The sequence below is a fragment of the Actinomadura sp. KC345 genome, assembly GCF_004348515.1.
Lineage (GTDB): Bacteria > Actinomycetota > Actinomycetes > Streptosporangiales > Streptosporangiaceae > Spirillospora.
Genome location: NZ_SMKH01000213.1, coordinates 1 through 14,124 on the forward strand (window position 1 = coordinate 1; position 14,124 = coordinate 14,124).

The 14,124-nt window shown below is 72.1% G+C and carries 12 protein-coding genes and 2 pseudogenes; 8 read left to right on the forward strand and 6 right to left on the reverse strand.

Annotated elements, in window-relative coordinates:
- Positions 1–440, forward strand: a pseudogene (locus tag E1281_RS28100) (N-acetyl-1-D-myo-inositol-2-amino-2-deoxy-alpha-D-glucopyranoside deacetylase); the annotation flags it as partial.
- Between the two features lie 22 nt (positions 441–462).
- Positions 463–1,008, forward strand: a complete 546-nt coding sequence (locus E1281_RS28105; RefSeq protein ID WP_131882731.1) for a DUF6113 family protein — start codon at positions 463–465, stop codon at positions 1,006–1,008.
- 9 nt (positions 1,009–1,017) lie between these two features.
- On the opposite strand, the gene E1281_RS28110 is transcribed toward E1281_RS28105, so the two are convergent.
- From E1281_RS28110 to rocD, 3 genes are all read right to left on the reverse strand, one after another.
- Entirely contained in the window at positions 1,018–2,658 is a 1,641-nt protein-coding gene (locus tag E1281_RS28110; RefSeq protein ID WP_131882732.1) for a DHA2 family efflux MFS transporter permease subunit, read from the reverse strand.
- Between the two features lie 11 nt (positions 2,659–2,669).
- Positions 2,670–3,638, reverse strand: coding sequence for an LCP family protein (locus E1281_RS28115; protein ID WP_131882733.1), 969 nt, complete (start codon positions 3,636–3,638; stop codon positions 2,670–2,672).
- 105 nt (positions 3,639–3,743) lie between these two features.
- Entirely contained in the window at positions 3,744–4,916 is a 1,173-nt protein-coding gene (gene rocD, locus E1281_RS28120; RefSeq protein ID WP_207943534.1) for an ornithine--oxo-acid transaminase, read from the reverse strand.
- Positions 4,917–5,115: 199 nt separating this feature from the next.
- Here rocD and E1281_RS28125 point away from each other — a divergent pair, with 199 nt between their 5' ends.
- The 6 genes and pseudogenes from E1281_RS28125 to E1281_RS41415 all read left to right on the forward strand — a co-directional run bounded on the left by E1281_RS28125 (position 5,116) and on the right by E1281_RS41415 (position 9,238).
- Positions 5,116–5,571: an Lrp/AsnC family transcriptional regulator gene (locus E1281_RS28125; protein WP_131882735.1), complete on the forward strand. Its 456-nt coding sequence runs from the start codon at positions 5,116–5,118 to the stop codon at positions 5,569–5,571.
- A 27-nt stretch (positions 5,572–5,598) separates the two neighbouring features.
- Positions 5,599–6,081 (forward strand): ribonuclease E activity regulator RraA, encoded by a 483-nt coding sequence (gene rraA / locus E1281_RS28130; RefSeq protein WP_131882736.1) that lies wholly within the window; start codon positions 5,599–5,601, stop codon positions 6,079–6,081.
- 148 nt (positions 6,082–6,229) lie between these two features.
- Positions 6,230–6,451 carry a hypothetical protein gene (locus E1281_RS28135; RefSeq protein ID WP_131882737.1) on the forward strand — a complete coding sequence of 74 codons (222 nt, stop codon included), beginning with the start codon at positions 6,230–6,232 and terminating at the stop codon, positions 6,449–6,451.
- A gap of 32 nt (positions 6,452–6,483) precedes the next feature.
- A pseudogene (locus E1281_RS28140) lies at positions 6,484–7,153 on the forward strand (RNA-guided endonuclease TnpB family protein).
- 91 nt (positions 7,154–7,244) lie between these two features.
- Positions 7,245–7,760 (forward strand): hypothetical protein, encoded by a 516-nt coding sequence (locus E1281_RS41410; protein ID WP_207943532.1) that lies wholly within the window; start codon positions 7,245–7,247, stop codon positions 7,758–7,760.
- A 269-nt stretch (positions 7,761–8,029) separates the two neighbouring features.
- Positions 8,030–9,238, forward strand: a complete 1,209-nt coding sequence (locus E1281_RS41415; protein ID WP_207943533.1) for a hypothetical protein — start codon at positions 8,030–8,032, stop codon at positions 9,236–9,238.
- Here the strand turns inward: E1281_RS41415 and E1281_RS28155 are convergent.
- The 3 genes from E1281_RS28155 to E1281_RS28165 all read right to left on the reverse strand — a co-directional run.
- Positions 9,206–10,417, reverse strand: a complete 1,212-nt coding sequence (locus tag E1281_RS28155; protein WP_131882738.1) for a Cmx/CmrA family chloramphenicol efflux MFS transporter — start codon at positions 10,415–10,417, stop codon at positions 9,206–9,208. The two genes, E1281_RS41415 and E1281_RS28155, sit on opposite strands and share 33 nt — an antisense overlap.
- Positions 10,418–10,491: 74 nt before the next feature.
- Positions 10,492–11,067, reverse strand: a complete 576-nt coding sequence (locus E1281_RS28160; protein ID WP_131882739.1) for a TetR/AcrR family transcriptional regulator — start codon at positions 11,065–11,067, stop codon at positions 10,492–10,494.
- A 42-nt stretch (positions 11,068–11,109) separates the two neighbouring features.
- On the reverse strand, positions 11,110–14,124 hold a 3,015-nt coding region (locus tag E1281_RS28165), incomplete at its 5' end, for an FtsK/SpoIIIE domain-containing protein (protein WP_131882740.1).

A 14,124-nucleotide genomic window follows, 5' to 3' on the forward strand; every position in this document is an offset into this window, starting at 1 on the left:
CCGCCCACGAGAGCCCCGCCCACCAGCACCCCGTCCACCAGCATGGGGCGGAACCGTGGCGGGCGCCCAAGTTCTACGCCTACGCCACCCCGCGGACCGTCCTGGCCCGCGCGATCGCGGTGATGCGGGAGGCGAAGCTGCCGTTCGCCCGCGTCGCCGGGCTGGACGAACTGGGCTCGGGCGTCCCCGACGGCCAGGTCACCTCGGTCGTGGACGGCCGCGCCCACCTGCCCGCCAAGCTCGCCGCGCTGCGCGCCCACCGCACGCAGATCGTCGTGGCGCCCGAGGAGGCCGGGCCGTTCTTCGCGCTCTCGAACAACCTCGGCCAGCAGGCGTTCGGCACCGAGCACTACATCCTCCAGGCCGGCGAGCTGGGGCCGCTCGGCCCAGGGCGCCGCGAGAGGGACCTGTTCGCCGGGCTTGCCGGCCCGGATGCCTGAACGGCTCGGTAACCTTGCGGGCGTGGACGAGGACGACGACGAGTCCCAGGTGAGCCTGGCGAAGAACGGCCCGCGCGCCACCGGGGAGCACGGGAGCTCGTCCCCCGGCGAGCGCGAGGCGGACGGAGCGGGCGCCTCTCCCGCCGGTGAGCGCCCGGACGACGAGGCGCCGTTCGACGCGTTCCTGTCCGGCGCCGCGTACGCGGCCCTCGGGCTGCTCGGCGCCCTGTTCGGGCTGATCGGCTCGTTCGCCCAGAGCTGGACCTACGGGCCCGTCCCGGTCGCGGCGCTCGTCCTGGTGGCGCTGGTCTTCGTGATGGTGCGGCTGGCGGGGATGGGCATGGGAGGCCGGCTCGGCGCGACGGTCCCGGCCGTCCTGTGGAGCCTCGTGGCGTTCCTGATGACGCTGCGCCGGGCCGAGGGCGACCTGATCGTCTCCGGGTCGCTCGCCGGATACGTCTTCGTCGCCGGCGGCATGGTGGCCGCCGTCGCGGGGATCATGCTGGTGCCGCCGGCCCGCCCGCCGGGCGAGTGGCTCCTCAGGAAGCCGGCACGCTCCCGGGGGTAGCCCCCTGGGCTACGCGCGCCGGCGACCCGCCTGACTCCCGTCGACCGGGGCCACCGGGGAAGCGAGCGGCGCGGTGCCGGGGACTCCGGCGCGGTGGTTGCTGAGGAAGAGGCACACGACCGCGCTGAGCGCGACGAGCGTGATCGGCACCGCCAGCGTCGGCGTCAGGGCGTGCACGAAGCCGTGCGAGTACACCTGGGCGGCCAGTTCCTGGACGCGGTCCGCGATGTCCGGCGGGGTTCCGGGCGGCGGCTGGCGGTGGCCGCTCTGGGCCGCGCCGACCTCCAGTCCGCCCTCCGCGGCGCCGGCGAAGCCCTCGACGAAGTCTCCGCGCATCTCGGGCGGCAGCGCCGACGACCGGGTCGTCGCCTCGTCCCTCAGCGCCGCCGCGAGCTGGTTCTGCATGACGGCGCCGACCGCGGCGCTGCCGAGGACGGAGCCGACCTGCCGGACCATGTTGTTGACGCCGGACGCGGCGCCCGCGAGCCGCGGCGGGACGTTCCGGGTGGCTTCGGTGGTCATCGGCGGGAACACGCCGCTGATCCCGAACCCGATCACGGTCACCGGTGCGATGAACGCGGTCCAGTGCGCCCCCACGTCGGAGACGGCCGCGAGCCACAGCATGCCGCAGGCGTAGAGGCCGAGGCCGGGGACGAGGATGTACTTGCCGCCGATGCGGTCGGACAGCCGGCCCGCGAACGGCGAGAGGACCGCGGACAGGGCCGAGGCGGGCGCCAGGATGAGCCCCGCCTGGAGGGCGCTGTAGCCCAGCACCGACTGCAGGTAGATCGTCATCGGGAGGAAGACGCCGATCATGCCGATCGACACGGCCGCGCCGACGAAGTTCAGGACGGTGAAGTTGCGGTCCCTGAACAGCGAGAACGGGACGAGCGGCTCGCGGTCCTGCCGGGTGCGCTGGTGGGCGACGAAGACGGCGGCCAGCGCGCCGCCGGCAGCGATCAGGCCCCAGATCCCCGCGTTCCAGTCGTGCTTCTGGCCTTCGGTGAGCGCGAACGTCAGGCAGAACAGCGCCGCCGAGGCCAGCAGGACGCCGGTCAGGTCGAAGCGGTGCCGCACCGTGCGGGTGTGGCCGGGCAGGATGAGCACGGCCATGACCAGCACGAGGGCGCCGATCGGCAGGTTCACGAAGAAGATCCAGCGCCAGTCGAGGCTGGTGACCAGCAGGCCGCCGACGGTCGGGCCGGTGACCGTGGACACCCCGGCGACCGCGCCCCAGATGCCGAGGGCGGTGCCGCGCCGGTCCGCCGGGAACACGCCGATGATGATCGACATGGTCTGCGGCATCAGCAGCGCGGCGCCGAGGCCCTGCACGGCGCGGGCGGCGATCAGCTGGGTCGGGTCCTGCGCGGCACCGCACGCGAGGCTCGACAGCGTGAACACCGCGACACCCGCGATGAACAGGTTCTTCTTGCCCCACAGGTCGCCGAGCCGCCCCGCGGTGATCAGCAGGACGGCGAGCACCAGGATGTAGGCGTTGACCACCCACAGGATCTGGTCGAGCGAGGCGTCGAGCTGGTCGAGCATGCTCGGGATCGCGATGTTCACGATCGTGAGGTCGAGCAGCGTCATGAAGAAGCCGAGGGAGAGCGTCAGCAGGATCGCCCAAGGATTCCCCCGCAAGCCGCTCATGGCCCGGGAGCCTAGCGGACGGCGTCCACCGCGTTTCCGGCGCCGTTGCGGGACACGTAGTCGCCGACATCGTCCTCACGGACGGCCGTGAACAGCTCCCGCACGCCGTCGTCGTTCAGCAGCACGACGCTCTGCCCGCCCCGCTCGGCCGTCCGCGCGACCGGAGTGGTCAGGTACTCCAGCCGGGACGTGTCCAGCAGCCGGCGCGCCAGCCCGCGCAGCATGCCGGCGGTCACCGACCCGTCCACGGACACCGACCTGGTCGCCGCCCTGATGAACCGGTCGATCCTGATCGGGTTGCGGGTGTCCAGCGCCTTGTCCGCCAGGGCGTCCAGGAACGCCTGCTGCCGCTTGATCCGGTCGAGGTCCCCGCTCGGCAGGTTCCAGCGCTGCCGGACGAAGTCCAGGGCCTCCACGCCGTCCAGATGCTGGCGTCCCGCCTCCCAGGTGCGGTCGTGCATCGGGTCGTGGGTGCGCTTGGTGATGGTGACGTCCACGCCGCCGAGCGCGTCGGTCATCTCCACGAAGCCGCCGAAGTCGAGGGCGGCGTAGTGGTCGACGCGGACGCGGGTGAGCTGCTCCACGGTCCGGATCAGCAGCGCCGGGCCGCCGTGCGCGAACGCGGCGTTGATCTTCGTGGTGCCGTGCCCGGGGACGGGCACCCAGCCGTCCCGGGGGATCGCGATCACCGAGACGCGGTCGCCGCTCCCGGACATGTGCACCAGCATGATCGCGTCCGCCCGCGCGCCCATCGACGGTATGTCCGCGCGCCGGTCCGAGCCGATCAGCAGCCAGTTCTCCCCGCGCCCGGTGGACGACGGCCGCCCCGACGTGGTGGGCATCGCCCCGGAGATCCGCTTGACGTCGTCGTCGTAGGTGCGCTGCAGCAGATAGAGGCCGCCCACCAGCAGCAGGACGACGCCCAGCGCCGTCCCGCCGCATCCGATCACGACCCGGCGCCTACCCCATTTCCGCAGCATGCCTCCACCCTCCCCGGGAGGGCGGCTCGGCCGGGCACGCCATGCGGGCACCCGGCCGAGACTTTGAGGAGTCTGGAGTTTGCGCTGGAGAACGTAAGGGGGAGGTCAGTCCTTCAATGCCGTTTCCAGCTGGTCCAGGGCCCAGTCGAGGTCGCGGGTCTCGATGGTCAGGGGCGGGGCGAGGCGGAGGGTGGTCTCGTGGGTCTCCTTGGCGAGGACGCCGAGGTCCATGAAGCGCTCGCTGACCGGGCGCGCCTTCCCGTGCAGCTCGACGCCCGCCCACAGGCCGCGGCCGCGGACCTCGCGGACGATGCCGCCCGGCAGCGCGCCGAGGCGCTCGTGCATGTGCGCGCCGAGCGTCCGGGAGCGCTCCTGGTACTCGCCGGTCTTCAGCATCGCGACGACCTCACGGCCGATCGCGCAGGCGAGCGGATTGCCGCCGAACGTCGAGCCGTGCTGGCCCGGCCTGAAGACGCCCAGGACGTCCGCGTCGGCGACGACGGCGGAGACGGGCATGATGCCGCCGCCGAGCGCCTTGCCGAGGATGTAGACGTCGGGCACGACGTCCTCGTGCTCGCACGCGAAGGTCGCTCCGGTGCGGCCGAGGCCCGACTGGATCTCGTCCGCGATCATCAGCGTGCCGTTGGCGGTGCACAGGTCACGCACCGCGCGCAGGAACCCGCTCGGCGGGACGTTCACGCCCGCCTCGCCCTGGATCGGCTCGATCAGCACGCCGACCGTGGAGCCGTCCATCGCGGCCTTCAGCGCGTCGACGTCCCCGTACGGGACGGTCCGGAAGCCGGGCGTGTAGGGCCCGTAGGAGTCCTTGGCGTCCGGGTCGGTGGAGAAGCTGACGATCGTCGTGGTGCGGCCGTGGAAGTTCCCCTCGAACGTGATGATGTTCGCCTCGCCGGCCGGTACGCCCCTGACCTCGTAGCCCCACTTGCGGGCGGTCTTCAGGGCGGTCTCGACGGCCTCGGCGCCGCTGTTCATCGGCAGCACCATGTCCTTGCCGCACAGCTCGGCCAGCTCGGTGACGAACGGCCCGAAGTTGTCGTGGTCGAACGCCCGGCTCACCAGCGTGACGCGGTCCATCTGCCGCTTGGCGGCCTCGGTGAGGCGCGGGTTGCGGTGCCCGAAGTTGACCGCGGAGTACGCGGCCAGCATGTCCAGGTACCGGTTCCCCTCGACGTCGGTCAGCCAGACGCCCTCGGCCTCGGCGACGACGATCGGGAGGGGATGGTAGTTGTGCGCGCTGTGCTCGTCGGACATCGCCATCAGCTGATCGGTCGCCCTCACGACACTCCTTCGCGGCTCGGACCGGCCGAGTGGCCGGGCATGGCTGGGGCACCGGACGGTGATCCGGTGCCGTGGGGGAGGGGCCGGACGGGTCAGGTGGCCGCCGGTCCGGCTACCAGCGTATGTTCGGGATCTACCACCGACCAATGACGAAAACGGACTTCAGGGGTGTTATTTGTTGCGTCTTGACGAGCTGGACCGTCGAATCGTTGCGCAGCTCCTGGAGGACGGGCGTGCCTCGTACGCGCAGATCGGCGACCGCGTCGGGCTGTCGGCCCCGGCCGTGAAGCGTCGCGTCGACCGGCTCCGCGCGGACGGCGTCATCAACGGCTTCGCGGCCGTCGTCGACCCGGCCGCGCTGGGCTGGACGACCGAGGCGTTCATCGAGATCTTCTGCACGGGCGCGACCTCCCCCGACGAGATCTACTCAAGCGTCCGGGGCCATCCCGAGGTCGTCGCCGCCTACACGATCAGCGGCGAGGCCAGCGCGCTCGTCCACGTGCGGTCCCGCGACATCCAGCATCTGGAGCAGGCGCTCGAAAGGCTGCGCCGCGAGGACAACATCACGGCGACGAAGACGTCGATCGTCCTGTCCCGCCTGATCGGCCGCCCCACCGACGCGCCGTCCCACTGATCTATTACCGACCAGTAGGCTGCCGGGATGGACTTCGCGACCGCTGACCTCATCGACGGCTTCGGGGACGAGCTGCGCAGCTGCGAGACGCAGTTCCGCCAGTACGGCGGGCGCGCGGCGTTCGCCGGCCCGGTCTCGACCGTGCGCTGCCACCGCGACAACGGGCTGGTGAAGAAGCTGCTGAACACCCCCGGCGAGGGCCGCGTGCTGGTCGTGGACGGCGGCGGCTCGCTGGCGTCCGCCCTGATGGGCGACATGATCGCGGCGGCGGCCGTGGCGAACGGCTGGGCCGGGACCGTCATCAACGGCGCGGTCCGCGACGTGGCCGCGCTGCGCGGACTGGACCTCGGCGCGAAGGCCCTCGGCTCGAACCCGCGCAAGAGCGCCAAGGACGGCGCCGGAGAGGTGGACGTCCCGGTCACGTTCGGCGGCGTGGAGTTCCGTCCGGGCGACTGGCTCTACAGCGACGAGGACGGCATCGTCGTGGCCGAGCGGGAGCTGCCGGTGTGACCTGGGCGCGGTGACCTGGGCGCGGTGTGACCTGGGCACACTGTCCGACATGCCAGGGCGAGCAACGCAAGCTCGGCTAAGTCGGCCGTAGCTGGGTCGAATCTCCTGCCTTACGTTCTGCGCAGTCCACACCAGAGGCAGGGGTGACATGCGCTTCGACAACATGCTGCTGGTGCCCGCGACGGCCATGGGCCTGGTCGTGGGACTCGCGGCCGTCCCGGCCGCCGCGCAGGCGACACCTACTCCTGAGCCGACCGCGATTCCGCGACCCACCGCCAACCCGTGGCAGATGCGGCACTGGCCGCAGACGCAGCCGTGGCAGCGCGCCCAGCCGTCCGCGCGGACCTTCGGCACGACAGAGAGAACTTAAACAGAACTGGTATCGCCTGCTAACGTTCTGTGGTGCGGACGGCGTATAAGTGTCGGGCCTACCCGACCCCCGAGCAGGCGGCGGTGCTGAACCGCACGTTCGGGTGCGTACGCGTGGTGTGGAACCAGACGCTGGCCTGGCGGCACCACCGCTGGCATCAAGACCGCGTTTCCACGAACGTGCCGCAGGCCAACGCGTTCCTCACCGGGCTCAAGCAGGCCGAGGAGTTCGCCTGGCTGAACGAGGTGTCCTCGGTGCCGTTGCAGCAGGTGCTGCGCACCCAGGGTCCGTGAGCACGATGTGATCGTGGTCGAAGACCTCGCGGTGACCAACATGGTCCGCAACCACAGGCTCGCGCGGGCGATCTCCGACTGCGGGTGGGGCGAGTTCCGCCGCCAACTGGAGTACAAGTCCGCCGAGTACGGCCGCCGCCTGATCGTGGTCGACCGCTGGTTTCCCAGCTCCAAAAGCCTGCTCGGCGTGCGGCACCTGCTCGCACAACTCGCGCTCAGCACCCGGACGTGGCGATGCCCGTCCTGCGGCACCCGGCACGACCGGGACATCAACGCCGCCAAGAACATCCTGGCCGCTGGTCAAGCGGTGACTGCCTGCGGAGGCGAGGTCAGACATCCGGGCAACCGGACGCACTCGCCCACGAAACAGGAACCCCAGCCTGCGAAGGCCGGAATCCGCCCGCCCTAGCCGGGGGGAGCAAGTCAACTGGGTCAAGGACGCCAATCCGCAGGACATCGACAAGGTCGACTTCGTCCTGCCGGACGGCACGCCTAAGAAGATGACGATCGGCGACTACCGGCAGCTCTCGGACGCCCTGTACCACGCCGGGACGAACTCCGGCAGCGAGTACGAGTACGTCGACGAGGCCAACCGCCTGCACTTCTACGTCCTGGATCTGCACCGCGACCGGAAGGGCGTCCTGTCCTACACGGTCGCGATCCGCTCGCTGGACGGGTCCGGGCCGCAGCGGCGCGGCGTGCGGGTCGGCGACGGCCAGGCCAGGCCGACCGGCGGCGGCTGGGCGAAGTGCACGCTCACGCTCGACAACAGGGGCAGGGGCGGCGACGGCCGGCACCGCTCGGACGTGTTCCGCCTCAAGGCCGGTGTGTCCGGCGGCGGCTGGACGACCTGGCTGCCGAACGAGCTGGCCACCGCCGAGGCGGGGGCCCGCACGAAGGTCGAGGTGTGGGCGAAGGCCGGGCCGGGCGCGGACCGCCGGGCACGCCTGCGGGTGACGGGAACCTCGGAGAGCGACCCCTCGAAGTCCGACAGCGGGACGTGCCGCCTGCGCTGACGAGGGTCTCCCGGACGGCCCCCGGCGAGCGGGGGCCGTCCGGCTCATGACTCACCGACGCCCGCGCACCGGCGCGGGTTCACGCGGGCGGCGTAATACCGAACGAAAACTAAGTTGCATTTCCCGAGGTCATGTCGGGTCCGGACCGGTGTGCGGCCTGGGATACGTTGCGCATCGTGATGATCTTGCAGCGTGCGGTGACCGCTTCTCGTCCGGCCCGTCTCCCGCGGCGCCCGGTACGGGCGACCGCGGCGGAAAAATGCTCACTGATGCGTGTCCGCCGGCGGAGGATCGCGCTCGTCGCGGCGGGCGTCCCGCTGGCCGTTCCCGTGGTGGCCGTCGAGGCGGCGGCCGTGCCGGACGGCGCCGATGCGGCGCCCGCGCGGGCGGCGGCGCCGAGCCTCCGTGACTTCGACCTGCGCCGCGGCTCCGACCGCGGCAGGCCGATCCGGGAGCTGGGCGAGAGGCTGCACAGGAGCGGTGTCGACGCGCTGCTCACCTCGTCCGGCCAGCGCAGGCTCGGCGGCGGCTGCGGCAAGGCGGCGGCCGTGCCCGCGCGCTCCGTCGTGTACTGCTTCGACAAGGCGGACTCCGCCACCACGAAATGGGTCCCGCAGGGCGTCGCGACCATCTCCGACGCGGTGGCGGGCGAGCGCTGGACCGGCGGCGGCAGGGCCATCCTCGTGTCCTGGCACGACAGCGGCAAGATCAGGCTCACGTTCGTCAACCCGGACAGGCGCACCTACCGGCACGTCCTGCTCGTCTATCCGACGATGAAGGGCAAGCGGCCGACGTACACCGACATCGGCATCCACGCGGGCGGCATCGCCTGGTACGGCGACAAGGTGTACGTGGCCGACACCCGCCACGGCGTGCGCGAGTTCGACATGCGCCAGATCTTCGACCTCGGCAGGAGCAAGGCCGGCTCCACGGGCGCCCCCGGCCGGGTCGGCCTCCACGGCGGCAAGTACTACGGCCACGGCCACCGCTACGTGATGCCCCAGACGGGAAGCTGGAACTTCGCCCTCGGCACGTCGGGTTCCGGATGCAAGGGCTCCGGTCCGCTGCGCGTGTCGTGGATCGCCGTCGACCGCACCACCTGGAGCCACGCGCTCATCGCCGGAGAGTGGTGCCGCCCGAAGGGCCCCCGGGGGCGCGTGGTCACCTGGCCTCTGCCCGCGCTCTCCGGCACCCGCACCGTCCACGCCAACTGGGCCGCCACCCTCCCCGCGGACCGCATCCAGGGCGGGGTCAGGACGAACGGCCAGTGGTGGTTCACGCAGGGACGCGGCAAGAAGCGCGGCCGTCTCCTCATGCCCGAGCGCGGCCTGTGGGACTGGGGCCGGGTCACGTTCCGCACCATCTCCCACGGACCCGAGGACATGTCCTGCTACCGGGGCCAGCACCGCATCTGGACGGTGGCCGAGTACGCCCGCAAGCGAGCCCTATGGAGCTTCCCCGCCGACTCCTGCCGCTGACCGTGCCCCTGCCGACCGTGCCGGGGCCGTGGCCGTCGTCCGGCGGCCGATCCGCCCGAGGGCCACGGCTCCGAGCGCCAGCACGCCCAGGCCCGCCCCGATCCAGCCGAGGGACGCGTAGCCGGCGCCCGCGCCGATCGCCAGCCCGCCGAGCCACGGGCCCGCGGTGATGCCGACGTTGAACGCGACCACGTTGCCCGCCGCGACCAGCGTCGCCGCGCCGTCCACCATCCCGAACGCCCGCGTGTTGAGCGTCGGGTTCGTCACGAACGCGGCGAAGCCGAGCAGGAACACCAGCACCACCACCGGGGCGGGTGACCGCACGGTCAGCGCCAGCGCGACCGAAACGGCGACGAGCCCGCCGAACCCGGCGTACAGGGTCGGGATGCCCCGCGTGTCGGCCGTCCGCCCGCCGATCGTGATGCCGATGAGGGCTCCCGCTCCGTACAGGGCGAGGACGCCGGGCACCCACGCCTCGGCGATGCGGGTCGTCTCCGTCAGCAGCGCGCCCAGGTAGCCGAACGTGACCATGCACGCGCTCGTGGCCAGGGCCGTCGTCCCGTACAGGAGCCACAGCCGGGGGACGGCCACCGCGCGCACCTCGTCCCGTATCCGGGGCACCGCGCCGTCCCCGCGCCCGGCCGGGATCGTCGCGGCGACCCCGGCCATCACGGCCACCGACATCGCCGCGACGGCCCAGAACGCCGCCCGCCAGCCGAGGTGCTGCCCGATCAACGTCCCCGCCGGAAGGCCCGCGATCGCCGCGACCGTGAGCCCGCCGGCGAGGACGCCCATCGCCCTGCCGCGCGCGCCCCGGGGGACGAGCTTCAGCGCCGTCGCCCCGGCCACCGCCCAGAATCCCGCGTACACGAACGCGCCCACGATCCGCGTCGCGAACAGGACCCGGTAGTCGGACGTCACCGCGCCGATCACGTGGGTCACCGCGAACACCGCGAGGAAGGACAGCAGCGCCCGGCGGTGCGGCCAGCGCAGCGTGAGCACGGCGAGGACGGGCGCGCCCGCCAGCATCCCGATCGCGAACGCCGAGATCAGCAGGCCGGCGGCGGGCACCGACACCTCCAGGTCGTTCGCCATGCCGGGCAGCAGCCCGGCCGGCATCAGCTCCGACGTGCCCTGCGCGAAGATCGCCAGACCCAGCACGTAGACGGCCAGTGGCATCGGCGCCAGCCTTTCTGCATTGGTCAGTACAAAACAAGGTCGCAAAAAAGGGACGGTGTTCGCCGCCCCGTGTCTCAGATGGCGTCCATGGCCGTGTCGGCGATCGACGTGAGCGTCGCCCGGCCGGCGCCGCCGCGGGCGGCGACCCGCATGCCGGCGACCGTCGAGATGATGAAGTGCGCCAGCGCCGGAGCGTCCTTGCCCTGGTCGATCTCCCCGGCGCGCATCCCGTCCTCGATGGCGGCCTTCAGCGCGGCCAGCCGCCGACGCTGGTCCCTGTCGAGCCGCTCCGCGATCCCCTCGTCGTGCGGCGCCATCTCCACCGTCGTGTTGACGACCAGGCATCCGGCCGGATCGTCGGCGTCGGGTTCCACGGCCCACTCCAGGATCGTCCGGAGCCGCTCCCGGACGGGTCGGCTCCCGTCCTCCAGGGTCGCGATGAGGTTGGACGTCTTGGCGTCCATGTAGAGGATCAGCGCCCTCTCGAACAGGTCGCGCTTGCTGGTGAACGTGTTGTAGACGCTGCTGCGCCCGAGCCCCGTGGCCTCGCACAACGTCTGCGTCGAGGTCGCCTCGTACCCGTCCGACCAGAAGGCGCGCATGGCGGCCTCGACGGCCCGCTCCTCCTCGAACTTCCTCGGCCGTGCCATACCCGCACCGTAACACGTTATGGACGGATCGATCCAGAATGCTCAGGACCCGAGGACCCGGATGAGTCTCCGCTGGTCGCCGCGCGCCAGGACGGCCCTCCCGCCGGACAGCGAGGCGAGAAGCGGTTGCGGGACGTCCCACAGCTCCGCCTCCTGGCCGCTGTGACCCATCAGCAGCGCGGGGGAACCGGCCTCGCGCAACGCCCTGACCATCGGGTCCGGGGGCTCGCCGAAGCCGAACTGAGGGCGCGACAGGACCAGGTGCAGGCCGTGCTCGCGACCCGGCTCCAGCAGGGGCAGGAGCGGTGTCAGCGGATCCCCCCTGAGCAGACGCTGGCGGTTCGTCACGATCAGGTAGGTCTCCAGCCCGCTGTCACTCCATCGCCGCGCGGTCTTGGCCACTTCGGCCACCAGCTCGGCGGGGTCGCCGGAACCGCCGGAGGATCGGACCCGTTCCAGCCCTTCGACACCCGGGTCCAGCGGGAGCGGATCGCTTGGATGATCAAGGATGTAGATCCTTCTGCGCCAGGCGGGCCGGGACCTGGCGATCTCCTCGACGAGCAGGCGGGCCAGGGTCGCTCTGCGGTGCCCGGAGGGACCGCTGATCAGCAGATGCCGGTCGGTGTCGAAGTCCAGCAGGACGGGTTCGCCCGTCTCGTCGTCGACACCGATCCGGACCCGGCCGCCCGAGCCCGCCGCCGGAGTGCCCGGGGGGCCGGGGTCGGTCGGCGGCGTCCGCTCGAAGCCTCCGATCCTGCTGAACTGGTCCGTGAAGAACGGGTCGGCGTTGCGGAGGGCCAGTACTTGGTCGGCGTCCGCGCAGAGGACGACGACCGGGTCCTCCCCGTGCCGGTCCATCGACGGCCGGAGTCCGTTGCCCAGCCACCCGACGGGGCGGCCGTCGGGGTGGGCGTCGCTCATGTGGATCAGCAGCACGCCGCCGCGGCTCTGGGCGAACAGCATGCCGATCGTCGTGTCCGGTCGGGCGCCGGCCAGGATGTGGCCCGACGAGCTGATGGTCACCTCCCGGACGTCGCCGTGCGCCAGGCGTCCCAGCGCGGCGAGCATCCCTCCGTACAACTCCGCCGCCCTGGCCATGGCCGGCTGCTCCGTCCCCTCGAAGACCAGATGGCGCGAGTGCCTCCAAGCCGACCGTTCCGAACGGAACAGGTTCCGGAGCACTCTCATGACGCTCTCGTCCTCGGCGGCGGGGTCGATCCCGAGAAGCCGGCGGAGGCTCAGGTCCGTGTCGGCTTCGGTGGCGCGGCGGGCGAAGTCCCGGACGGCGGACTCCGGGGGGTCCGGGGCGAGGGTGAGCCGGCGGGGGCCGCCGCCGCCCGCGAGAAGGTAGGCGGTGCGCTCGTCGGGGAAGGGGAGGTTCGCCTGCCCGAGGACGCGCTGAAGCGAGGGCGGCATGCGGCCCGCCGCGACGCGCCAGCCGAGAAGGGGCAGGAACCGGTTCCAGATCGTGGTGCCTTCGACCGTGGACGAGGACACCAGGAGCTGCACGCCGAGGGCCCTGCCGCGCTGCGCCGCCGACAGCAGCGTCTCGCCCACCGCGGGCCTGCTGGACGGGAACGTCAGCGACACGTCGGCGAAGACGACCAGCCCCGGCTCTTCGCCGTGGCTCGACGCGGCACGGGAGTCCAGCTCCGCCGACAGGTAGTCGATGAAGCTCTGGAGCCGCTCTGGCCGCCCGAGCAGTTCGTCGTCGGAGAACGCGACGTGCGGGAGGTCGAGCGGCCTGCCGAGGGCGTGCTCGCCCAGGCCGGCGAAGGCGAAGGTGAGGTCCTTGGGGGAGTAGGTCGCCGCGAGCGCGAGGGCGATGTTGCGGGCGGCGCGCTGCCGGGCCGCGGTCTCGCCCACGATCAGGCCGTGCGGGATTCCGGCCGATATGTCGAGCGGGTACAGAGTGACGACGTTTCCGTCCGGGTCGTACCCGATCGCTGGATCACGGGGTTCGATCGGGGGGAGCGCCCAGGTCTCCTCGAACGTCCCCCTTCGCCCTGCGCCGTTCAACGTGAGGACGTCCGACTCCGGGAGGATCACGGGCGGAGACGGCGGCTCCGAGGGAGTGCCGGGCTCGTCCGGCCAGTGGAGCCTGTTCGCATGCGGGCCGCGCCGGCGCATGGCCTCCACGATGGGGGCGGCGGTCTCGAGCGCGACGTACGCGGGACGGAAGCCGGGGTGGACGCTCTGCCCGAAGATGTGCAGGGACGCGGTGCCTGGGCCCCATGTTCCCGGGGCGGTGATCTGCCACCCGACGAGGGAGGCGACGGACGGCGGGGGCTGGTCGTTCGGCGAGCGGAAGACGAACGTGATCCCCTGGGCCGGTCCCGCCTCGCAAAGCCGGGAGAGCGGCTCGATCACGTCGGGCTGGGCGTCCAGGAACGGGCCGACGTCGTCGATGATCACAATGAGGGCGGGCAGAGGTTCGAGCTCCCGCCCATTCGCCATGGCCGACTGGTAGGCGTCCCATGTGGGGAGGTGCACGGCCCGGAGGACGGCTTCGCGCCGCCTCCGTTCGGCTTCGAGCGCCTCTGTCAGCCGGCTGAGGAGGGGCGACTCGGGCAGGTTGCTGTGGACGGCGGTCGCGACATGGGGGAGGCGGCCCAGACCGGTGAAGGTGAGGTCTCGCGAAAGGTCGACGAACGCGAAGTTCACGACGTTCGGGGAGTGGCCGAGGGCGAGGCTGAGCACGATCGTGCGCAGGAGCGGGTCGGGCTCGTCCCTGAGCCCGAGGATCAACCCGTGCGGCAGGTCGGGGTTGCCGCCCATGATGTCCACCCAGACGGGGTCGTCGTCGTTCTCGACGCCGATCAGCGTGGGGTGCGGGCTGCGGTTCCACTCGTCGCCGATCAGCTCGGCGACCGGTGTGCCGAGCAGATCCAGCAGGTCGGGTACGTCGGGCAGGGCGGCCGGGTCGGCCGCGTCGGGCAGGGCGGCTGGGTCGGCCGCGTCGACCAGGCCGGTCAGGTGGGTCGCGGCAGGGGTCGCCTCGGTCGGGACGGCGGGAGGTTCCTGCGTGCCCGGGGTGAGGTGGGAGCGGGTTTCGGG

Bases quoted from the DNA above. Each gene is read 5' to 3' on its own strand.
- E1281_RS28155 (WP_131882738.1), bottom strand. From the start codon at position 10,417: ATGCCACTGGCCGTCTACGTGCTGGGTCTGGCGATCTTCGCGCAGGGC.
- rraA (WP_131882736.1), top strand. From the start codon at position 5,599: ATGGACTTCGCGACCGCTGACCTCATCGACGGCTTCGGGGACGAGCTG.
- E1281_RS28135 (WP_131882737.1), top strand. From the start codon at position 6,230: ATGCGCTTCGACAACATGCTGCTGGTGCCCGCGACGGCCATGGGCCTG.
- E1281_RS28160 (WP_131882739.1), bottom strand. From the start codon at position 11,067: ATGGCACGGCCGAGGAAGTTCGAGGAGGAGCGGGCCGTCGAGGCCGCC.
- rocD (WP_207943534.1), bottom strand. From the start codon at position 4,916: ATGGCGATGTCCGACGAGCACAGCGCGCACAACTACCATCCCCTCCCG.
- E1281_RS28110 (WP_131882732.1), bottom strand. From the start codon at position 2,658: ATGAGCGGCTTGCGGGGGAATCCTTGGGCGATCCTGCTGACGCTCTCC.
- E1281_RS41410 (WP_207943532.1), top strand. From the start codon at position 7,245: ATGACGATCGGCGACTACCGGCAGCTCTCGGACGCCCTGTACCACGCC.
- E1281_RS28115 (WP_131882733.1), bottom strand. From the start codon at position 3,638: ATGCTGCGGAAATGGGGTAGGCGCCGGGTCGTGATCGGATGCGGCGGG.
- E1281_RS41415 (WP_207943533.1), top strand. From the start codon at position 8,030: ATGCGTGTCCGCCGGCGGAGGATCGCGCTCGTCGCGGCGGGCGTCCCG.